The sequence below is a fragment of the Verrucosispora sp. TAA-831 genome, assembly GCF_050780145.1.
Taxonomy (GTDB): Bacteria; Actinomycetota; Actinomycetes; order Mycobacteriales; family Micromonosporaceae; genus Micromonospora.
Window position 1 is genome coordinate 6,365,530 of sequence record NZ_CP192240.1, and the last position, 20,083, is coordinate 6,385,612.

Here is a 20,083-nt window from a genome sequence, read left to right on the forward strand (position 1 = left end):
TGTTCGAATCGTGGATCGACGAAACAGGCGAGGAGCACGTCCGATGAAGCCGCACATTCTGGTCATTCACCGTTGGCGCGATCACTATGCGGGGTACGCGGAACACCTCGACCACGACCTGCACCACGTCACGTACGTCTGCACCGAACTGGCCACGGCCGCCGTACCCGCGTCGGCCTCGGCCGTGGCGCTGGTCGCCGCCACCGACCGCCTGGAGTTGGTGAGCGCCGCCGCCGACGGGCTGATCGCGCGTTTCGGCGTCCCCGAACGCATCATCGCGCTCAACGAGGGCGACCTGGACACCGCGGCCGAGCTGCGCGCCCGCCTGGCGGTGGCCGGTGACCGGCCCGACCGGCTGGCCCGGTTCCGCGACAAGCTGGTGATGGCGCAGACCGTCGTGAACGGCGGCGTCGCCATCCCGGCGTTCGCCGATGCGCCGGACACGCAGGCCGTGGTGCGGTTCGCGGACTCCCACGGCTGGCCGTTGATCGTCAAACCCCGCCGGGGCACGGCGAGCCGGGACGTGCTGCGGCTGAACTCGGTCGACGACCTGTCCATGCTCGACCGACTGCCGCCCGAACCCCGGATGGTGCAGACCTTCTGCCCGGACCAGGTCTTCCACATCGACGGCCTGTGGACCGGCTCCGCGCTCGGTCCCTGGCGAGCGTCGCGCTATGTGAACACCTGCATGGAGTTCGCCGCCGGGGACGTGCTCGGCTCGGTGGAGGTGGACGACGCCGACCTGCTCGGGCCGCTCGGCGAGTTCCTCGCCGACGCCTGCGCCGCCTTCGGCGACGCACCGTGGGTGTTCCACATGGAGGCGTTCGTCGGCACCGAGGCCGACGGCACCGTCCGGATCAACTTCCTGGAAGCCGGCTCCCGGGTGGGTGGCGCCGAGATCCCGTTCGTCTGGCGCGAGGTGCACGGCGTGGACCTGATGGAAGCGGCGATCCACATCCAGCTCGGGCGCGCCCCGACCGTCCGGCAGATCACCGACCAGCGGGTCGGCGGATGGCTGCTGGTGCCGACGCCGGTGCCCGCGCCCTGCCGGATCACCGTCGCGGAACTCGACCTGCCGGAGGCCGAATGGCCCTACGCCCGGGTGATCCCGACCGTCGGCACCGAGATCCCGAGAGCCGGCGGCTACGAGCACGTCGGCGCGCGGTTCCGGTTCTCCGGCGCGGCCACCGACGACGTGGAGAAGGCGATCCGGCGTACGGCGGGCCAGCTCTGGTTGGAGTGTGTGCCCAGCCGGTCGGACCTGCCGTCGGCCCACTGACGCCCCGATGAGCACCTCGGTGTCCTGCCTCCACCAGCAGCGTGGCCCGCTCGACAGCGCCGAGTCCGCCGCGTACGAACACGCGGTGCTGGGCAGTCGGCTGCACGCCGACCGTCCGCCGCCGGAGATCGGCGTCGGCTCGGGCGAGTGGGCGCGCGCCTGCGAGAACCTGGTCCGGCGCCGTCTGCTCTCCCGGGACGAGGACGGTGGCCTGACCGCGGTCCATCCCGACGTCGCGTTGAGCATCCTCAACGCGCCGCTCACCGACGAGATCCGGCAGCGGGAACAGGCGATGGCCGCCAACAGCCGGGTGCTCCAGTCGATCGGCCGGCGGCTGGCCGAGAACGGCCGGCAGCACGACGGCGTACGGGTCGTCCAGGGTGAGAAGGCGATCCGCGACGAGATCGACTCAGCGGTTCTGCGCTGCGCCACCGAGATCCTCTCGCTGCGCCCGGGAGGTCCCCGGTCGACGGACCGGTTCAGCGCCTCCGAGGCGTCGGTGACCTCGATCCTCGTCCGTGGCCTGCGGTGTCAGTTCGTCTACCACCACACCGCCCGCGCGAACCCGGGTCTCGCGGCGCGGGCCAAGGCGGTCGCGGCGTACGGCGGCGGCATCCGCACCACGGCGGCGAGCTTCGAACGTCTGATCATCTTCGACCGCCGGGTGGCGTTCGTCCCCGTCGACGCACCGGGATCGGCGGAACACGCCGCCGCCGTCATCTCCGACGACCTGGTGGTGGAGTACCTGCACCGCACGTTCACCCACCTCTGGGCCAACGCGGTCCCGCTCGAACTCGCCGAGGACCAGATGGACGAGGTGTCGCTCGGCACCCGGATGGCCATCCTCCGGCTGATGGCCGCCGGCCTCAAGGACGAGGCCATCGCCAACCGGCTGGGCATGGCGCTGCGTACCTGTCGACGGCACATCTCCTCGATCCTCAAGGGCCTCAACGTGTCGAGCCGCTTCCAGGCCGGCGTCAGGATCGCTCAGCTCGGGATCCTCGCCGACGAGGTGGCGGACTCCGACCAGTCGGGCCGGACCGACATCAGTCCGCTCTGGTGACCCCCGCACCTCTGCCCTCCCCATCCGACAAGGAGAACCCGACGTGAAACTCCAGCGCGAGATCCTGACGCCGCAGATGGTGCAGTACGACGACTTCGCGTCCCGTGGGGAGACCCAGTACCTCCCCTACCTGATGTACTTCAACCGGCCGGACTACCGGTCGGAGGCGATCAACACCGACCGGCTGGGCTTCCGCATCTCGCACGGCGTCGACGAGCAGGCCTCGGTCGGCAGTACTCTGCCCGACGGGCCGGTCCGCCTGCTGGTCGGCGGTTCCGTCCCGCTCGGGTACGGCTCCACCAGCGACGCGACCACGATGGCCTCGCGGTTGTGGACGAAGCACGCCTCGTCCCGTCCGTGGCTCACCTATGCCGGGCACTGCTACAACTCGACCCAGGAACTGCTGCTGTTCCTGCTCTACCGGCACCTGCTGCCGCCGGTCGAGGAGATCGTCATCCTCAGCGGCTTCAACACGCTGGTGATGTCCCGGCTGGTCGAGATGCACCGCGCCGACCAGGGGCCGTTCTACTTCTGCGGCGAGTTCTTCGAGCAGATGGAGGAGGTGCGGGCCCGGCACCGCAAGACGTCGCGCGGTTTCGGTCGTCGGGCCAGGTCGGCCGTACCCTCCTGGCCGTCGCCGGACGAGGTCCGTCCCGAGCTCGACGAGGCGATCGCCAGCGCGGTCGACCTGGTCGGTCGGCACCTCGCGAGCTGGCAGGTGCTCGCCGCCGCCACCGGGGCGCGGGTCTCCTTCGTGTTGCAGCCGATGGCCACCTGGTTGCGGGCCGAGCCCGCGCCCGAGGAGAAGCTGATCTTCGACGAGTTGGACCGGATCTCCAAGCTGGGCACCTGGGAGGCCCTCTACGGCGACGTCTCCTCGGTGGCGGCCGGGCAGCGGTACGCCGACGCGCTGGCACCGGCCTGCGAGCGGCAGGGCGTCCGTTTCGTGAACCTCAACCCGGTCCTGCGCGCGGCGGTGACCGACAAGTCCTGGCTGTACGTCGACCGGGCCCACCTCACCGACGAGGGCAACGACATCGTCGCCGCGCTGCTCGCCGACCAGCTCGGCCTCTCCTGAACCGACAGCGATGACCCCTCAACCCACGAGAAGGTGCGGAACGCGATGTTCAGAGTAGCGGTGATCGGAGGCCGTCCCGCCCCGATCAAGGGAGCCCGGGACCTGGGCGTCGACGTCGTCCTGGTACACCAACCCGGGCAGTACGAGGAGTCGATCCGCCCGCACTGCGAGCGGATCGTGCACGCCCCGCTGGCCGACGGCGAGGCGATGCTCGACGTGCTGCGCCCGCTGCACTCCGAGCGCCCCTTCGACCGGGTGCTGACCGTCTCCGAGCCGTGGGGTGTGCCCACCGGACACGTGGTGGACGGCCTCGGCCTGTCCGGCACCTCGGAGAAGACGGCCCGCCTACTCAAGGACAAGGCGCTGATGCGCGAGCGGCTCGCCAAGTACGACCTGAGCCCGGTCCGGTACCGGGTGGTGCGCTCCGAACGCGAGGCGCGGGACTTCCTCGCGGCGGTCGGCGGACCCGTCGTGCTCAAGCCGGTGGACGGCGCGGCCAGCCGGAACATCCTGCGGGTGGCGGACGCCGCTGAACTCGGCCACGCCTGGCGCGTGCACACCGAGGCCGGGAACACCTCGGTGCTCGCCGAGGAGTTCCTCTCCGGGCCGGTGGTGAGCGTGGAGTCGTTCTCCTACGCCGGTCGGCACCTGCCCGTCGGCTACTCCGAGTACCTGGTCAACTCGTACCACGTGGAGTGGCAGGTCAGCGTGCCGAGCCGGCTCGTCGAGCCGTACCTGCCGGAGCTTCGGGACCTCACCGTGCGCCTGCTGGACGCGGTCGAACTCACCGAGGGCCCCTCGCACAGCGAGTTCGTCCTGACCGAGCGAGGTCCCCGCGTGCTGGAGTCGCACGCCCGGATGGGCGGCCACGCCATCCCGGAGCTGGTCCGCCGGGCCTACGGCCTGGACCTGGCCCGGATGTGGCTGACCGTACCGTTGGGGATCGACGCGTTGCCCGCCGAGTCTCCGCAGCCCACGGCGGGTGCCGCCATCCGGTTCCTGCGGCCCGAGCCCGGTGAGATCCGCGCCGTCACGGTCGCCGAGGACATCCCGGCGGTGGTCAAGCGGGTACCGCCCGGCGAGTTGACCGACGTGTACCTCCCGCTGCTCGGTGAGCTGGTCGACGTACCGGTCGGCGCGGTCGTGCACAAGAATCCGGGCGACGTGATCACCCCGATCCAGACGCTCGCCGACTGCAGCTCCGGCTACGTGCTCGCCACCGGCGCGGACGCCGAGTCGGCGGTCGCCACCTGTGTCCTGGTGGACCAGCAGATCCAGTTCCACACGTGACGCTCCTGCGGCATCACGACTTCCGGCTGCTGTGGGTCACGCAGACGCTGGGGCAGTTCGGCGCGCACTTCAGCCGGGTCGGCCTGCCCCTGGTGGCGATCCTGGCCCTGGACGCCACCGCGTTCGAGGCCGGGCTGCTGGCGACGTTCCAGACCGTGGCGTTCCTCGTGGTCGGCCTGCCCGCCGGGGCGTGGGTCGATCGGCGGCGCAAGCGCCCCGTCATGATCGCGGCGAACCTCGGGCGCGGTCTGCTGTTGGCCTGGGTGCCGGTGGCCGCCTACCTGGACGTGCTCTCCCTGGCCCAGTTGTACGTGGTCGCGCTGGGGGTGAGCGTGGGGACGCTGCTGTTCGAGACCGCGTACGTGAGCTACCTGCCGCTGCTGCTGGAACGCGGGCAACTGGTGGAGGGCAACGCGAAGCTGGAGAGCACCCGGTCCGTGGCGCAGGTCGGCGGTCCCACCCTCGGCGGCTACCTGACCCAGTGGCTGGGAGCGCCGCTCGCGGTGCTCACCGTCGCGGGCGGTTATCTGGCCTCGGCGGTGGTCCTGACGCTGATCCGGATGCGGGAGGCCGTTCCCGCCCGTGGCACCGACCGCCACCTGGTGCGGGAGATCCGACAGGGGCTGTCGTTCGTCTTCGGGCACCGGTCCCTGCGTGCGCTCGCCGTCTCGGGCGCCCTGTTCAACCTCGGGGTCTTCGTCACCGGGACCGTGGTGGTGGTGCTGCTCGCCCAGCAGTTGCGCATCGCTCCCGGGACGGTCGGCCTGTGGTTCGCCGTCGGCGGGATCGGCGGGTTGGTCGGGGCGTTCGTCGTCCGGCGGGTCAGCGCCCGGATCGGGCCGGGGCCGGCGGTCTGGGTCGGGATGGCCGTGGCCGGTGTCGCCGGTCTGGTCGTGCCGCTCGCCGACGCCGACTGGCGGCTCTGGCTCGCCGGGGCGGGCAACGCGTTGGTCTCCACCGGCCTGGTCATCAACAACGTGAACAGCATGGCGATCCGGCAGCAACTGTGTCCGCCGCAGTTGCAGGGCCGGATGAACGCCACGATCCGCTTCCTGATCTTCGGGGCCATGCCGGTCGGTTCGTTCCTCGGCGGGTTCCTCGCCGAGCACGTCGGGCTCCGGGAGGCACTCTGGGTCGGGGCCGTGCTCAGCCTGGTCGCCGTCCTGCCGGTCTACCTCTCGCCGCTGCGGACCATGCGTGGCCACCCGGACGACGACGATCCGGGTACGCCTCGGGACAGCGCCCCGCCCGGACGTCGGGCACGTCCACGCGACCCGGACGGCGTGGCCTCGCGGTGAACCGGGCTTCCGTCCGGACGGCCGGGTGTGCCATCCTGACTCCAACAGTTCTAGAACAGTTGGAGTCCAGGTGACCGATCTGACCGTGCTGCCCAACGGCAGCGTCATGGCTGATCCCGGCGAGCGCGGCAGATTCGGCGGGCACGGGGGCCGGTTCGTCCCCGAGTCGCTGATCCCCGCCTGCACCGAGCTGGAGGCGGCGTTCCGGGAGGCGTGGGCGGACCAGCGCTTCCGCAGTGACCTCGACCGCCTGCTCGCGGTGCACGCCGGACGCCCGACCGCGCTCACCCCGGCCTGGCGGCTCTCCGCGGAACTCGGCATCAACGTGCTGCTGAAACGGGAGGACCTCGCCCACACCGGCTCGCACAAAATCAACAACGTGCTCGGCCAGGCCCTGCTGGCCCGCCGGATGGGCAAGACGCGGCTGATCGCCGAGACCGGCGCGGGCCAGCACGGCGTCGCCACGGCCACCGCCGCCGCGTTGCTCGGCCTGGAGGCGACCGTCTACATGGGGGCCAAGGACGTCGAGCGTCAGGCGCTCAACGTCTTCCGGATGGAGCTGCTCGGTGCCGAGGTCGTTCCGGTCACCGGCGGCAGTCGCACCCTGAAGGACGCCACCAGTGAGGCGCTGCGGCAGTGGGTCACCCGGGTCGACGACACCCACTACTGCATCGGCTCGGTGATGGGCCCGCACCCGTACCCGTGGATCGTGCGGGAGTTGCAGCGGGTGATCGGCGAGGAGGCGCGCGCCCAGTGCGCCGCCGAACTGCGCACCGGTGTGCCCGACTACGTGGTCGCCTGCATCGGTGGCGGCTCGAACGCCGCCGGCACCTTCGCCGGCTTCGTCGACACCCCGGCCCGGCTCGTCGGCGTGGAGGCCGAGGGTGGGGCGGCGGTCGCGTTCGGCCGGGTCGGCGTGCTGCACGGGTTCCGCTCGTACGTCCTCCAGGACGAGCACGGCCAGGTCAGCGAGGCGCACTCGATCGCGGCCGGGCTCGACTACCCGGGCGTGGGTCCGGAGCACGCCTTCCTCAACGACTCCCGCCGGGCGCGGTACGTCACCGTCAACGACGCCGAGGTCATCCCGGCGGTCCGGCGGCTGGCCCGCACCGAGGGGATCCTGCCCGCCCTGGAGTCGGCCCACGCCATCGCCTGGGTGATCCGCGCCGCGGAGAGCGGCGAGCTGCCACCCTTCAGCACCGTGCTGGTCGCGCTCTCCGGCCGTGGCGACAAGGACATGCACACCATCCGGGAGAGCGCATGAGCGGCAAGCTGCTGGTTCCGTACGTGACCGGGGGCATCCGACCCGACTGGACCGGGTACGTCGAGGCGTACGCCCACAGCGGCGCGGACATGATCGAGATCGGGCTCCCGTTCTCCGACCCGATCCTCGACGGGCCGACGATCCAACAGGCGTCCTACCGAGCCCTGCAACAGGGGGCCACGGTGCGGTCGATCCTCGACGATCTCGCCGGGGTGCACGTCGACGTACCGCTGATCGCCATGACCTATTACAACCTGGTGATGCACGACCCGGCGTTCTGCGCGGACCTCGCGGCGGCCGGGGTCAGCGGGCTGATCGTGCCCGACGTGCCGATCGACGAGGTGGACGAGCTGGCGGCCGGTGCCACGGCGGCCGGGGTCGACCTGGTCCTGCTCGCCGCGCCCACCACCCCCGCCCCTCGGCTGGCCACCATCGCGCGGCGCAGTCGCCGCTTCGTCTACGCCGTCTCGGTGATGGGCACCACCGGCGAGCGCGACCGGCTCGCCGAGGACGCCGCCCGGCTCGCCCGCGACCTGCGGGCCCTGACCGACCTGCCGGTGCTGCTCGGCTTCGGCATCTCGCGGCCCGCACACGCGGTGGAGGCGGCCGAGGCCGCCGACGGTGTCGTGGTGGCCTCGGCACTGATGCGGATGGTGCTCGACGGCGCGGACCCCGCACAGGTCGGGGCCGTGGTCGCGGAGTTCCGGGCGGCGTTGGACGGCGTGGGCGTACCGATCCCCGGGTGACCGCGCGCCGGGCCGGTGCCCGCTGCGGCCGGTCGTCGACCGTGGGCCACACTGGGCACCGGTACGGCCGCAGGGACGGGAGACGCCCATGGGTGAGGCGACGGTGGGTGGTCGACCGTCCGCGCGCTACCGGCAGATCGCGGCCGACCTGGCGGCCCGGATCCGGCAGGGCGAGTACGAGCCCGGCGAGGCGCTGCCGGCGCAGCGTGACCTGAGCGCGCACTACGGCGTCACGCTGATGACGTTGCGTCAGGCTCTCCAGGAGCTGTCCGACGAGGGGCTCATCGTGCAGCAGGCCGGGCGGGGCACCTACGTCACCCCGGTCCAGGCCGCCTATCGCGTGGACACCCTGCGCAGCTTCACCGAGGACCTGCGCGAGCAGGGCCACGACGTGGTGACCCAGGTGTTGTCCGGTGCGATGCGCCGACCGCCGACCTGGGTGGTCGATCGGTTTGGCGACGGTGGCGGCGAGCGGGCCCTGCGGTTGGAACGGCTGCGCCTGCTCAACGGCCGTCCCGCCATCCACCAGGTCTCCTGGGTCCGGCCGCCGTACGGGACGGCGATCCGGGACCGCGACTTCGTCCGGACGTCGCTCTACGCCGCGCTGGCCGACGCCGGGGTCGCCATCCTGCGCGCCTCGGAACGGATCGTGCCGTCCCTGCTCGCCGCGCCGGCTGCCGGGCACCTGCGCCAGCCTGCCGGCAGCCCGGTCTTCGTCAGCGAACGGACGACGATCGCCCTCGACGGGACCGCCGTGGTGGTGGACCGCGCGGTGGTCGTCGGCGACGCCATGGAGATCCGCGCGGAGCGGGCGGCGACACGGTTGTCGGTCCGCTGGGGCGCCGTACGCTCCCCGGTCGTGCCGGGCGACGGCGCTCCGTAGGACTCCCCGTCTCCTGCCGGTGGCCGGAGACGGCAGCAAGGTGCCTGGCCACTTCTGGCCTCCGTGACGGCGTTGTTACCCCCTGTCGCCGTGCGGCATCGTGAGGTCTCGGGTGCCCGACGACTGGGCGTGGCACCCGATCCGACCGCGAGCTGGGGATTCGCGGCGACCCCTCATGATCGGAGCCGTAGATGACCCGCGCACTCCGGGTGGCCCGTCACCATCTCAACGACCGGACCCGTGACCTGCTCGCCAAGGAACTCACGGCTGCGGTCTGCGACATCGAACTGGACTCGGACGCCCACGAGGCGATCCTCGCCGGTATCGGCGCACACGCCCTGCAGACCCACCTGCCCGGCGAGATCCTCCAGGCACTGACGTTCTACCCGGCCACCGGCTCACACGTCCTGACCATCGGCAACCTGCCGCAGCAGGAGTTCCCGGCCACGCCGCGCGACGGCTTCACCGCCGAACCCGCGATGGCGGTGACCAACGCCCTGCACTTCGGTCTGCTGCAACTGCTCTCGCTGACGCCGTTCGCGGTCGACTACGAGAACACCGGCCGATACATCCGCAACGTGGCCCCGAACCCGGCGGCGGCGGGCACCACCAGTTCGTGGGGGGCGGATTCGGAGTTCTCCTGGCACACCGACAACCCGCACCTGCCCTTCGGCGGCAAGGGCGTCGACCCGCGCCGGTACGTCCCGCGCTACCTCAGCTTCTATGCGGTCCGCAACGACGAGCAGGTGCCGACCGAGGTGCTCGCCATCGAGGAGGCCGTGGCCGCGCTGGACGGGGCCACCGTCCAGGAGTTGCAGTCGGCCCAGTTCACCGTGGGCCCGCCCGCCTCCAACGACGAGACGGCACCGCTACGGGACACCGCGCTGCTGGAGCAGAGCTACGAGGGCACCCGCGCCCGGTTCGACCGGGGCACGGTCTCCCCGACCACGCCCGCGGCGACCGCCGCCCTCGACCGGTGGGTACGAGCCCTCGACCAGGCGCGGTCCGAGGCGTTCGTGCTGCGCCCCGGCGACTTCCTGATCTTCGACAACTACCGGGTGCTGCACCGCCGTCGGGCGTTCCGACCCGGTCCGGCGGACACCGCCCGCTGGCTGCGCCGCTGCTATGCAAGCTGACCCGGACACCAGGAGGACGATCATGGGCAAGTATCGCGTCGCCGTCATCGGTGGGATGCCCGCGCCGATCCACGGCGCCAAGGAACTCGGCATCGACGTCGTGCTGGTGCACGAGGAGGGCAAGTACGAGCCGTCCATCCTGGCGCACACCGAGCGGGTCGTCCACGCCCCGCTGGACGACGGTCCGGCCATCCACGCATCGCTCAGCCCACTGCACGCCGAGCGCCCGTTCGACCGCGTGATGACCACGACCGAGGTCGCCGCGATCTCCTCCGGCTACGTGGTGGACAGGTTCGGCCTGCCCGGCGTCACCGAGTTCACCGCCCGCGCGCTCAAGGACAAGTCGCTCACCCGGGAGTGCCTGGCCAAGGCCGACGTCGAGCACGTCCGCTACCAGGTGGTCAACTCGGTCCAGGAGGCGGTCGCGTTCCTGGAGCAGATCGGCGGGAAGATCGTCCTCAAGCCGATCGACGGTGCGGCGAGCCTGCACATCAAGGAGGTCGACACCCCGGAGCAGGTCGCCGAGGCCATGTCGGAGCTGGCCGCCGCCGGCATCACCGCCCCGATGGCCGAGGAGTTCCTCTCCGGCCCGGTGGTGAGCGTCGACTCGTTCTCCTTCGAGGGCCGGCACCTCACCATCGGCTACTCCGAGTACCGGATGAACGATCGGTTCGTCGAGTGGGAGGTCAGCACGCCGAGCCGGGTCGCCGTGCCCCACCTCGCGGAACTCCGGGAACTCACCGCGAAGCTCCTGGACGCCGTCGGCGTCACCGAGGGGCCGTCGCACAGCGAGTTCGTGCTCACCCCGAACGGACCCCGGGTGCTCGAATCCCACGCGCGCCTGGCCGGCAGCGGCGCGCCGGAGCTGGTGCGACGCGCGTTCGGCCTGGACCTCAACCGCATGTTCCTGACGGTGCCGCTGGGCATCGACGAACTTCCGCTCGAATCGCCCGCACCGATCGGGGGCGCGGTCGCACTCTTCCTGACCCCGAAACCGGGACCGATCACGTCGATCGCCGTCAGCGAGGACATCCCGGCGACGGTACGCCGCATCCCGCCCGGCGAGTCGGCCCGGGTCTTCATGCCGTACCTGTTCGAGCTGGGCGCCGAGGACACCGCCGTGGTCATCACCAAGAACCCCGGCGACGAGGTCGCACCGCTGTTGACGGTCGCGGACTGTAGCAACGGCTACATCCTGGCCTCCGGCACGGACGCGCTCGACGCCATCGCCAAGGCCGAGGCGATCAACGCGAAGATAGACTTCGTCACCGGTTGATGAAGGAGAACACCATGAAGCGCACCGCGGTGGTGACGGGCGCCAGCAGCGGGATCGGGGCGGCCACGGCACGCCGACTGGCCAAGGACGGATTCTTCGTCGTGGTGGCGGCCCGCCGGTTGGACCGACTCGAAGCACTGGCGGCCGAGATCGGTGGGCGGGCCGTCGCGCTCGACGTCACCGACCAGGCGTCCGTCCAGGCCCTCGCCGCCGGGCTGGACCGCTGCGACCTCCTGGTCAACAACGCGGGCGGGGCGGTGGGCGCCGACCCACTGGCCACCACCTCGCCCGCCGACCTGATGCGGAGCTTCGAGATCAACGTTCTGGGCATGCTGTACGTGACCCAGGCGCTGCTACCGCTGCTGCGCGCCTCCGACGCACCGACCATCGTGACCGTGACCTCGACGGCCGCGCACGTGACCTACGAGTCCGGCGGCACCTACACCGCCGCCAAGCACGCGGAACACGCGCTGGTGGAGACGCTCCGGCTGGAACTCTGCGGTGAACCGGTGCGGGTCATCGAGATCGCACCGGGCATGGTCCGCACGGACGAGTTCGCGGTCAACCGGTTCGACGGCGACGCGGACAAGGCCGCCGCCGTGTACGCGGGCGTGGACCGACCGCTGGTGGCCGAGGACGTCGCCGAGTGCATCGCCCTGACGGTGGCGCTTCCCGGCCACGTCAACGTGGATCGTCTCGTCGTCCGCCCGGTCGCCCAAGCTGCCCAGCACAAGGTGTACCGCCAGCCGATCTTCGGGAGCTGACGGACGGGACGTCGTGCTGAGTCGCGCCGCGAGCGGTGCGACTCAGCCCAGGTCCTCGGGTCTCACCTTTCCCCGGGTGACAAGACTCTTCGCCAGACGAACCCGCCCCAGCAGGATCGCGTGCACGTAGCTGAGCATCAACAGCACAGCCGGAATGATGTCGCCGCGTTCAACCAGCACATAGGCGATGAAGACCCCGTAGAGGACCACCGGCAACGCGAAGAGCCACAGCGGATAGCGCAGGTGGTTGCTGAGTGAAGAATCGAAGAGTTTGGGCACGAGATCATTAGATCTCATTCGGCAATCACGCCTCACTCGCTTGCCTCTGCGGCGGTTCGTCAACCGGCCAGTCGACGCCGCACCTCTCGACCGTGATCGCCCGATCACCGGATGCTGCTCTCGGGGCCTGCCTCGTCGGAATACCTCTGACGGTCGTGGTCACCACCACTTGGGGTAGTGCCGCAGTACCCGGTCCGCCGGTTCCGGTGACTTCGACCTGCGTTCCCGCCACTCCTGCACAAGGTCCGGGCCGTGCACGAGGGCGCCTGCGGCCAGCAGAAGCAGTGACCCGTACCGTCCCGACCACCCGAACCACAGGCCGAGTGCGGCCACCAGCCAGAGCAGGAAGCCGAGGCAGAGCAGTACGGGTCGGAGGCGTGGGCGGCGCACGACTCTCAGGCTACGGCTCGCCGCAGAGGAGATGCACCGCCCACGGAGCTCGGCTCGGGACAATCGGTGTGGGCGGTCTGGGGACGACGCGGCCAACCGTCAGAGATCGCCGCGATGGTGGAAGGAGGGCGTCGACGTGCCCGTGCATCCGCGCTACCTGGAGATCGCGTCAAGGATCCGCGAGCGAATCGAGGGCGGCGAGTGGCTTCCCGGTGCCCGGTTGCCTCGCCTCGACGACTTCGCGGCGGAGTACGGGGCGAACCGGGACACCGTCGTCCGGGCCATCGCCGAACTGGAGACCGCGGGTTTCGTGTGGGCGGTCCAGGGGCGGGGCATCTCCGTGCGCTACGACACGCTGCGGCCCCGCCGAGAGCGTGGTGACCTGGTCGAACGCAACGAGCGGGTGACCGGCTACTCGTTTCCGTCCGCAAGCAGCCGGGAGGTGTGGGTTCGTCACGGCACTGCCACGAACGCGCCAGCCCACTTGGAGAATCCGCGGATCGCCATGCTCCTGGGCGTCGATCCCGGCACGGAGGTGCTGCGGAGATTCCGGGTGACCGGGCCGGCGTCGGAAGCGCCCTTTCAGATCAACGTCACGTGGATTCATCCGCGCATCGCTGACATCGTCGCCGGCCTCGGTGCAAGCCCGGCGGCGGGCGAGTGGCTGAGTCGCATCGAGAAGGCCGGACACTGGCCGATCAGGTGGATGGAGATTCACCGCGCGCGAATGCCCGGCGCGGAAGAGGCCGGCCTGCTGGAGATCCCGGCCGATCTGCCGGTACTGGAGATCGTGCGCGTCGGCACGTCAGGGACAGATGATCGGCCGGTCGAGGTCACCGAGTGCGTGGTGGCGAGCGACCGGGTCGAGACCGTCCATGTCCTGCATCGTGACGAGAACGCCCACCAGCCCTGGCCACCCGAACCGCTCGCACGTGCCTGAAGAGGGGGTACGTGATGTCCGGTGTTCCTCAGATGACGCAGCGCCGGTCGCGAAAGGGCTGGTCGGTATGGCACTCGACCAAGGCGGCCCGGACGACGTCGCCGTGGTGTCGGCCGGACGGGAACTTGATCTCACCGAGAACCGCGACGCCCCGGTGAGATCAAGCCCGTGCGAGAGACTCCCTCGACGCCACAACGCCTGCGCCGATCAACGGTTACCCGTTCAGCAGGCGGTGTATCCCTTGCCCTTCTTCGACCAGGCACACTTGTCGATCAGCTTGCCGCTGGCGTTGCGCAGGTACGCGGTGTCGCCGGTGTTGTTCCAGACGTAGTTGCCCGAACCCCAGTAGCGGTTCTTGGCGGTGTTCTTGCCCTTGCCGGTCCGGATGACCACGCTCTTGCCCTTGGCGAGCTTGACGTCCCCGGTGAACGTGTAGACGTGGTTGGCCTTGTCGCGCAGCGTCCAGTTCTTCAGGTTGATGGTGCGGGCGCGCCGGTTGGTCAGCTTCACGTACTCGGCGTTCAGGCTGGCGTTCGAGCGGGTGTCCGTACCCGGCGAGTCGTAGTAGACCTTCGTGATCTCGATCGCCGGGGTGGCGGCCTGCGCCGGTGCGGCGACGGCCAGCGAACCGCCGAGCGCCACGGCGAGCGCGGACACCAACCCGATGAACCTTCTCGACATGCGTGTTACCCCCACATGATGCGCGCCGAAGTTCGGCGCGGAAACGTCACGCCGACGCGTGACGGAGCGAGGTTAACGACGAGTTACGGCAACATGGGTCCCGCTCGCACCCGCGCCGCCGAATACGGCCACGCGGGTGTCGATTAGCGTCCAGCCGGCTCGACCCGGCCCGCCGGTCCGGTTGTGCCGACTCGACCGGAGTTCCGGGCCGACCGCACGAAAGATGATCGACGGCTGTGCGTTCGATGTCCATCGAGGACCGGAAGGCGAGCCACCGGAGCCGTCACGGCGTGCAGATCGAACCGCCATTGAGGAATCCTGATACACCGGAGGGCAGTCCTCGGAAGGGAGTGTCCGGTGCACCAGGAGACACGGAACCTGGCCTTGGATGCGGCGCTCGCCGATGCCGCCGCCATCCGCGCCACGATCGAACGCAAGGCCAACCACAATCAGAACCTGATCAGCCTGTACCTCACCGCGGTGGCGGCGGTCGCCGGTGTGGTGCTCTCCGAGAAGGCGGACGTCCGGCTGCTCCTCCTCCTTCCGATGCTCAGCGCCGCGCTGGGTCTGAGCGTCGCCGCGCAGTATCGCGACGGCCGCATCGCCGGGGCCTATCTCGAAGAGGTGCTCCGACCGGCCATCGCCAGGCACACGGGCGACGACTCCCTGTTCGGCTGGGAGACGTACTACCGGATGCGCAAGCACGACGGTCATCTGGCGCAGGCATTCGCCCTGGGGCTCATCTTCCCCGGTGTGTCTGCGCTCGCACTGGCCTTCACGCTCCCGAGCATGCGGAACTGGACGGATCGTGCCGCCTGGGCCATCGGCGCAGGAATGCTGCTCCTGTTGATCGTGGGCTGGAGTCCGCGCCTGGTCGAGATGTTCCGGGCCCGGCGTCACCGCAGGCCGACGATGCCACCGGCCGCCGTCGACGAGCCGTCGGACGCGACGCTTGCCGGCTCACCCTGACCAGTTTCAGAAGCCGCAGGTCTTTCCGGCGGTGTGGCTGACCTGGACGGTGTGCGTGACGCAACCGTCAGCGGTGGCCCGGTGCAGCAGGAACGCGGTCGGTTCGTCGACCCAGCCGATCTGCTGGTGCTCGTCGGTGGTCAGGGTGGCCTGCCGCCAGGTGCTCGGGGCGACCGTGAGCACCGTGCCGGCGTACGTCGCGGTGACCGACCGGTGCACGTGACCGGCGGCGACGCGTACCACGTGGGGGTGTCGGAGCAGCACCTCGGCGAGGGCCGGGCCGTCGGCGAGGCGGATGGCGTCGGCGGCCAGGATGCCGACCTCGATCGGCGGGTGGTGCAGGCAGACCACGGCCGGTACGCCGGGGCGGGCCGCCAGCACCGCGTCGAGCCAGGCGAGCTGTTCGTCGCCGAGCCGGCCACCGTCCGCCCCGGGGACGAGCGAGTCGAGTACGACAAGCGTCCCCTCGGGCTGCTCGACCTGGTAGTACGCCGAGAAGCCGCCGCCCAACCAGCCGGTGCCGCCGAACGCGTCGAGCAGCGACTCCCGGTCGTCGTGGTTGCCGGTCGCGAGGTGCACCGGCAGCGGGAACCGGCCGATCACCTCGCGCAGCAGGGCGTACTCGTCGGGGCGACCGTGGTCGGCCAGGTCGCCGGTGATCACCACGCAGTCGGGTCGGGGGTCGAGGGCCAGCACCCGGCCGAGCGCGCGGTGCAGCCCGGCGGCGGCCTCGGCGCCGAGCACGCCGGTGGTCAGGTGCGGATCGCTGAGGTGTGCGACGAGCATCGGGCCTCCACTCGACCGGAGACCTCACGCTATCGCCGCAGACGTCCGTGCGTAGCCCACAGCCTGCATCCACAGCCTGTGGATAGCACATGTGTACGAGCCCAGCCCGCTCCCGGTTTCCGGTGAGTACGCTTGGTCATCCTCCCGGTGCCGCCGGGAGACATACCCGACCTGGAACGACGTGCGAGTGGATCATCAGCAAGTCCTCCGCGACGTGACGGTGCGCCTGCCGATGGCGTCGACCGTCGCCGAGGTGTGTCAGGCCACCGTCGAAGCGCTGGCCCGTCACACCCCCGCCACCATCGCCGTTCTGCTGCACGTGCACGACCGGCTCCGGTGCGTCGCCGCCACCGGCTCCTGGCAGGTCTTCGCCACCGTCGCGCCGGACGCCGGGATCGTCGGTCGGGCCTACACCGGTGGCGCGACCGTCGTCGCCCCGGACGTGACGACCGATCCCGATCACATCCCGGTACGCCCCGACGTCACCGCCGAGGTGTGCGTACCGGTGCCGGATCCGGCGGGGCGGGTCATCGGCGTACTCGACGTGCAGTGGACCGGCCCGGCCGACCTCGCCGCCTGGCGGACCAGCGCCGAGCGCGTGGCCGCCCGCCTCGGCGCGCGGATCGTCGCGCTGGGCGGGCCGACCGAGAGCCGCAGCGAGAAGCTGCTCCGGCACGCCGCCGCGATGACCGCCGCCGGCACCGAGTGGGACCTGATGACCGCCGCCATCGGGGCGGCCCGGGACGTCTCCACGCTCGGCGCGGCCGTCCTGGTGCTCGGCGGCCGGGGTGGCGTACGGCTCGGTGCCCCGACCGTGGCCCCCGGAGAGTTGGAGTGCCGGATGCGGGCCGAGCTGACCGAGGCAGGCCCGGAGGCGCTGCGCGGCATCATCGACCGGGCGCACCGGTACGGGGCCGGGTACACCCTCGGCGAGGCGGGCCACCCGCCGACCGTGGAACACGAGCCGCTGGTCCGCGCCGGTGTCCGGACGCTGGTCACGGTGCCGGTGGGTCCGGCCCGACGCGGCGGGGTGCTGCTGGTGGCCGACGACCGGCTGCTGCGCCCCGACCCCACCACGGTCAACCTGCTGGAGCTGCTGGCCGGTCAGGCGTGGAGCTGCCTGGACCGGTTGCGCACGCTGGACCGGCTGCGCGAACAGGCCAGCTCCGACCCGTTGACCGGGCTGCGGCACACCGGCCCGTTCGGGCAGCGGATCGCCACCGCGACGCCGGGACGGACCGCGCTGCTCGCGATCGACGTGGACGGCTTCAAGACGATCAACGACACGTACGGGCACCAGGCCGGTGACCGGGTGCTGGTCGGCCTGGCCCGGGCGTTGGAGGGCGCGCTGCGCCAGGGCGACGAGCTGTACCGGGTCGGCGGCGACGAGTTCGTCGCGGTGATCGAGGTGAGCCGTCCCGAGGAGGCCGTCCGGGTGGCCGAGCGGCTCACCGAGGCCGCCCGCCGGATCGGCCGCACGATCAGCGTCGGTGTCGCGCTGCCCCGGCCGGGCGAGTCCCCCGAGGTGACGTTGCGCCGCGCCGACCAGGCGCTCTACGCCGTGAAACGGCAGGGTCGCGACGGCGTACGCCTCGCCGCCGCCTGACCGGCCCCGCCGGTCAGCGTCGGGTGAGTTCCTTGGCCAGGAGTTCGGCGATCTGGGCGGTGTTCAGGGCGGCACCCTTGCGGAGGTTGTCGCCGGTGACGAAGAAGTTCAGCGCACGGGGATCGTCGAGGGCCCGACGGATCCGGCCGACCCAGGACGGGTCGGTGCCGACCGCGTCGATCGGCATCGGGAACTCCCCGGCGGCCGGGTCGTCGACGACGATCACACCGGGGGCGTTGCGCAGCACCCCACGCGCCCCCTCGGCGTTGATCTCGGTGCCGAAGACGGCGTGCACCGCGACCGAGTGGCCGGTGAGCACCGGCACCCGTACGCAGGTGGCGGTGACTTTCAGGTGCGGTGTACCGAGGATCTTGCGCGACTCGTCGCGCATCTTCATCTCCTCGGAGGACCAGCCGTCGTCGGCCGGTGTTCCGGCCCACGGCACCACGTTGAGCGCCATCGGTGCGGGGAACGGGCCGAGGTCGTCACCGACCGCCTGCCGCACGTCGCCGGTACGCGAGCCGAGCAGCCGGTCGCCGGCCACCTTGGCCAACTGGTCGTGCAGCGTGTCCGCGCCGCGCTGACCCGCCCCGGAGACCGACTGGTACGAGGCGAGGACCAGCTCGCGCAGGCCGTACTCGCGGTGCAGCGGGGCGACCGCGACGATCATCGCGAGGGTGGTGCAGTTCGCGTTGGCGACGATGCCCCGGGGGCGGTGCTGGACCTGCTCTGGGTTGATCTCCGGCACCACCAGCGGGACGTCCGGGTCCATCCGGAAAGCGCCCGAGTTGTCCACCACGATCGCGCCCCGGCGTACGGCGATCGGCGCCCAGTGCGCGGCGACCTCGTCCGGTACGTCGAACATCGCCACGTCGACGCCGTCGAACGCCTCGGCGGTCAGCGCCTGGACGGTCAACTCCTCGCCCCGGCAGCGGACCCTGCGCCCGACCGACCGCTCGGAGGCGAGCAGGCGGATCTCACCCCAGACGTTGCGACGCCCGGTGAGCAACTCACACATCACGGTGCCGATAGCGCCCGTCGCCCCGACCACGGCCAGGGTGGGCAGCCCGGCCATCCGCGCTACCGTCCCGTTCCCGCGTACACCACGGCTTCGGTGTCACCGCCCAGGTCGAACGCCTCGTGGATGGCGCGGACGGCTGCGTCGAGGTCGGTGTCCCGGCAGACCACGGAAACCCGGATCTCCGAGGTGGAGATCATCTCGATGTTCACGCCGGCCTGGCCGAGCGCGGCGAAGAAGCCGGCCGCGACGCCCGGGTGCGAGCGCATCCCGGCACCGATCAGGGAGACCTTGCCGACGTGGTCGTCATAGAGCAGGCCCTTGAAGTTGACCGACTCCTGGATCTTGCTGAGCGCGGCCATCGCGGTCGGGCCGTCGGTCTTCGGCAGGGTGAAGGAGATGTCCGTGCGCCCGGTCCCCTCGGTGGAGACGTTCTGCACGATCATGTCGATGTTGATCTCGGCGCCCGCGACCGTGTCGAAGATCCGCGCGGCGGCGCCGGGCTCGTCGGGCACCCCGACGATGGTGATCTTGGCCTCGCTGCGATCGTGGGCGACGCCGGTGATCAGTGCCTGCTCCACAGGAAGCTCCTCCGTCGATCCGATGACCATGGTGCCGGTGTTGGTCGAGTATGACGAGCGGACGTGGATCGGCAGTCCCGCCCGGCGGGCGTACTCCACGCTGCGCAGGTGCAGCACCTTCGCGCCGCAGGCGGCCAGCTCCAGCATCTCCTCGTAGGTGATCTGCTTGATGTGCCGGGCGTTGGTGACGATCCGCGGGTCGGCGGTGAAGACGCCGTCCACGTCGGTGTAGATCTCGCACACGTCCGCGTGCAACGCGGCGGCCAGCGCCACGGCGGTGGTGTCCGAGCCGCCCCGCCCCAGGGTCGTCACGTCCTTGGTGTCCTGCGAGACACCCTGGAACCCGGCGACGATGACCACCGCGCCCTCGTCCAGCGCGCCCTTGAGCCGCCCCGGCGTGACGTCGATGATCCGCGCCCGGCCGTGCACCGAGGTGGTGATGACACCCGCCTGCGATCCGGTGAACGAGCGGGCCTCGTAGCCCAGGTTGTGGATCGCCATGGCGAGCAGCGCCATCGAGATCCGCTCCCCGGCGGTGAGCAGCATGTCCAGCTCGCGCCCGGGCGGCAGCGGGCTGACCTGGTTGGCCAGGTCGAGCAGCTCGTCGGTGGTGTCGCCCATCGCCGACACGACCACGACGACGTCGTCGCCGGCCTTGCGAGCGGCCACGATCCGTTCCGCCACCCGCTTGATCCGCTCGGCGTTGGCGACGGAGGATCCGCCGTACTTCTGCACCACGAGTGCCACGACGGCGCA

20 protein-coding genes are annotated in these 20,083 nt (G+C 71.0%); 14 read left to right on the forward strand and 6 right to left on the reverse strand.

Annotated features, from left to right (window positions below; genetic code table 11):
* Nucleotides 1-43: 43 nt before the first annotated feature.
* From ACQVFL_RS28385 to ACQVFL_RS28435, 11 genes are all read left to right on the forward strand, one after another.
* Nucleotides 44-1,279: an acetyl-CoA carboxylase biotin carboxylase subunit family protein gene (locus ACQVFL_RS28385; protein ID WP_396689691.1), complete on the forward strand. Its 1,236-nt coding sequence runs from the start codon at nt 44-46 to the stop codon at nt 1,277-1,279.
* A gap of 7 nt (nt 1,280-1,286) precedes the next feature.
* Nucleotides 1,287-2,342: a LuxR C-terminal-related transcriptional regulator gene (locus tag ACQVFL_RS28390; RefSeq protein ID WP_396689689.1), complete on the forward strand. Its 1,056-nt coding sequence runs from the start codon at nt 1,287-1,289 to the stop codon at nt 2,340-2,342.
* A 43-nt stretch (nt 2,343-2,385) separates the two neighbouring features.
* Nucleotides 2,386-3,420, forward strand: a complete 1,035-nt coding sequence (locus ACQVFL_RS28395; RefSeq protein ID WP_431727957.1) for an SGNH/GDSL hydrolase family protein — start codon at nt 2,386-2,388, stop codon at nt 3,418-3,420.
* A 45-nt stretch (nt 3,421-3,465) separates the two neighbouring features.
* Entirely contained in the window at nt 3,466-4,710 is a 1,245-nt protein-coding gene (locus ACQVFL_RS28400; protein ID WP_431727958.1) for an ATP-grasp domain-containing protein, read from the forward strand.
* Complete coding sequence (locus ACQVFL_RS28405; protein ID WP_396689683.1) at nt 4,707-6,008, forward strand: MFS transporter; 1,302 nt, start codon at nt 4,707-4,709, stop codon at nt 6,006-6,008. Before ACQVFL_RS28400 ends, ACQVFL_RS28405 begins: the two co-directional genes overlap by 4 nt.
* 70 nt (nt 6,009-6,078) lie before the next feature.
* The gene (gene trpB, locus ACQVFL_RS28410) at nt 6,079-7,272 is read left to right on the forward strand and encodes a tryptophan synthase subunit beta (protein ID WP_431727959.1); all 1,194 of its coding nucleotides are present in this window, start codon (nt 6,079-6,081) and stop codon (nt 7,270-7,272) included.
* Nucleotides 7,269-8,018: a tryptophan synthase subunit alpha gene (gene trpA, locus ACQVFL_RS28415; protein WP_396689680.1), complete on the forward strand. Its 750-nt coding sequence runs from the start codon at nt 7,269-7,271 to the stop codon at nt 8,016-8,018. Before trpB ends, trpA begins: the two co-directional genes overlap by 4 nt.
* Nucleotides 8,019-8,106: 88 nt before the next feature.
* A complete protein-coding gene (locus ACQVFL_RS28420; protein ID WP_431727960.1) occupies nt 8,107-8,901 on the forward strand; it encodes a GntR family transcriptional regulator in 795 nt (264 codons plus the stop codon).
* 191 nt (nt 8,902-9,092) lie between these two features.
* On the forward strand, nt 9,093-10,037 hold the full coding sequence (locus tag ACQVFL_RS28425) for a TauD/TfdA family dioxygenase (RefSeq protein WP_396689676.1): 945 nt from the start codon (nt 9,093-9,095) through the stop codon (nt 10,035-10,037).
* Nucleotides 10,038-10,059: 22 nt separating this feature from the next.
* Nucleotides 10,060-11,313 (forward strand): ATP-grasp domain-containing protein, encoded by a 1,254-nt coding sequence (locus ACQVFL_RS28430; RefSeq protein ID WP_431727961.1) that lies wholly within the window; start codon nt 10,060-10,062, stop codon nt 11,311-11,313.
* A 14-nt stretch (nt 11,314-11,327) separates the two neighbouring features.
* Nucleotides 11,328-12,077, forward strand: coding sequence for an SDR family oxidoreductase (locus tag ACQVFL_RS28435; RefSeq protein WP_396689672.1), 750 nt, complete (start codon nt 11,328-11,330; stop codon nt 12,075-12,077).
* Nucleotides 12,078-12,119: 42 nt separating this feature from the next.
* On the opposite strand, the gene ACQVFL_RS28440 is transcribed toward ACQVFL_RS28435, so the two are convergent.
* Both ACQVFL_RS28440 and ACQVFL_RS28445 read right to left on the reverse strand, forming a co-directional pair.
* Complete coding sequence (locus ACQVFL_RS28440) at nt 12,120-12,356, reverse strand: hypothetical protein (RefSeq protein ID WP_396689670.1); 237 nt, start codon at nt 12,354-12,356, stop codon at nt 12,120-12,122.
* Between the two features lie 159 nt (nt 12,357-12,515).
* The gene (locus ACQVFL_RS28445; RefSeq protein WP_396689668.1) at nt 12,516-12,746 is read right to left on the reverse strand and encodes a hypothetical protein; all 231 of its coding nucleotides are present in this window, start codon (nt 12,744-12,746) and stop codon (nt 12,516-12,518) included.
* A 31-nt stretch (nt 12,747-12,777) separates the two neighbouring features.
* Between ACQVFL_RS28445 and ACQVFL_RS28450 the strand changes: the two genes are divergently transcribed.
* Entirely contained in the window at nt 12,778-13,686 is a 909-nt protein-coding gene (locus tag ACQVFL_RS28450) for a GntR family transcriptional regulator (RefSeq protein ID WP_431727962.1), read from the forward strand.
* A 222-nt stretch (nt 13,687-13,908) separates the two neighbouring features.
* On the opposite strand, the gene ACQVFL_RS28455 is transcribed toward ACQVFL_RS28450, so the two are convergent.
* Nucleotides 13,909-14,367, reverse strand: a complete 459-nt coding sequence (locus ACQVFL_RS28455; RefSeq protein ID WP_396689666.1) for a lamin tail domain-containing protein — start codon at nt 14,365-14,367, stop codon at nt 13,909-13,911.
* Nucleotides 14,368-14,751: 384 nt separating this feature from the next.
* On the opposite strand from ACQVFL_RS28455, the gene ACQVFL_RS28460 reads away from it, so the two are divergent.
* Nucleotides 14,752-15,336: a hypothetical protein gene (locus ACQVFL_RS28460; RefSeq protein ID WP_431727963.1), complete on the forward strand. Its 585-nt coding sequence runs from the start codon at nt 14,752-14,754 to the stop codon at nt 15,334-15,336.
* Nucleotides 15,337-15,342: 6 nt separating this feature from the next.
* Here the strand turns inward: ACQVFL_RS28460 and ACQVFL_RS28465 are convergent, their stop codons facing one another.
* Nucleotides 15,343-16,122 (reverse strand): phosphodiesterase, encoded by a 780-nt coding sequence (locus ACQVFL_RS28465; protein ID WP_431727964.1) that lies wholly within the window; start codon nt 16,120-16,122, stop codon nt 15,343-15,345.
* A gap of 232 nt (nt 16,123-16,354) precedes the next feature.
* On the opposite strand from ACQVFL_RS28465, the gene ACQVFL_RS28470 reads away from it, so the two are divergent.
* A complete protein-coding gene (locus tag ACQVFL_RS28470; RefSeq protein WP_396690927.1) occupies nt 16,355-17,728 on the forward strand; it encodes a diguanylate cyclase in 1,374 nt (457 codons plus the stop codon).
* Between the two features lie 13 nt (nt 17,729-17,741).
* Here the strand turns inward: ACQVFL_RS28470 and ACQVFL_RS28475 are convergent, their stop codons facing one another.
* Both ACQVFL_RS28475 and ACQVFL_RS28480 read right to left on the reverse strand, forming a co-directional pair.
* Entirely contained in the window at nt 17,742-18,803 is a 1,062-nt protein-coding gene (locus ACQVFL_RS28475; protein WP_431727965.1) for an aspartate-semialdehyde dehydrogenase, read from the reverse strand.
* Between the two features lie 5 nt (nt 18,804-18,808).
* A complete protein-coding gene (locus tag ACQVFL_RS28480; RefSeq protein WP_396689658.1) occupies nt 18,809-20,074 on the reverse strand; it encodes an aspartate kinase in 1,266 nt (421 codons plus the stop codon).
* Nucleotides 20,075-20,083 lie beyond the last annotated feature (9 nt).

What these genes read in the sequence shown, in the direction of transcription:
- ACQVFL_RS28385 (WP_396689691.1), top strand. Translation starts at nt 44, where the DNA reads ATGAAGCCGCACATTCTGGTCATTCACCGTTGGCGCGATCACTATGCG.
- ACQVFL_RS28390 (WP_396689689.1), top strand. Translation starts at nt 1,287, where the DNA reads ATGAGCACCTCGGTGTCCTGCCTCCACCAGCAGCGTGGCCCGCTCGAC.
- ACQVFL_RS28420 (WP_431727960.1), top strand. Translation starts at nt 8,107, where the DNA reads ATGGGTGAGGCGACGGTGGGTGGTCGACCGTCCGCGCGCTACCGGCAG.
- ACQVFL_RS28425 (WP_396689676.1), top strand. Translation starts at nt 9,093, where the DNA reads ATGACCCGCGCACTCCGGGTGGCCCGTCACCATCTCAACGACCGGACC.
- ACQVFL_RS28430 (WP_431727961.1), top strand. Translation starts at nt 10,060, where the DNA reads ATGGGCAAGTATCGCGTCGCCGTCATCGGTGGGATGCCCGCGCCGATC.
- trpA (WP_396689680.1), top strand. Translation starts at nt 7,269, where the DNA reads ATGAGCGGCAAGCTGCTGGTTCCGTACGTGACCGGGGGCATCCGACCC.
- ACQVFL_RS28475 (WP_431727965.1), bottom strand. Translation starts at nt 18,803, where the DNA reads ATGGCCGGGCTGCCCACCCTGGCCGTGGTCGGGGCGACGGGCGCTATC.
- ACQVFL_RS28455 (WP_396689666.1), bottom strand. Translation starts at nt 14,367, where the DNA reads ATGTCGAGAAGGTTCATCGGGTTGGTGTCCGCGCTCGCCGTGGCGCTC.
- ACQVFL_RS28435 (WP_396689672.1), top strand. Translation starts at nt 11,328, where the DNA reads ATGAAGCGCACCGCGGTGGTGACGGGCGCCAGCAGCGGGATCGGGGCG.
- ACQVFL_RS28400 (WP_431727958.1), top strand. Translation starts at nt 3,466, where the DNA reads ATGTTCAGAGTAGCGGTGATCGGAGGCCGTCCCGCCCCGATCAAGGGA.
- ACQVFL_RS28470 (WP_396690927.1), top strand. Translation starts at nt 16,355, where the DNA reads ATGGCGTCGACCGTCGCCGAGGTGTGTCAGGCCACCGTCGAAGCGCTG.
- ACQVFL_RS28465 (WP_431727964.1), bottom strand. Translation starts at nt 16,122, where the DNA reads ATGCTCGTCGCACACCTCAGCGATCCGCACCTGACCACCGGCGTGCTC.
- ACQVFL_RS28450 (WP_431727962.1), top strand. Translation starts at nt 12,778, where the DNA reads ATGCACCGCCCACGGAGCTCGGCTCGGGACAATCGGTGTGGGCGGTCT.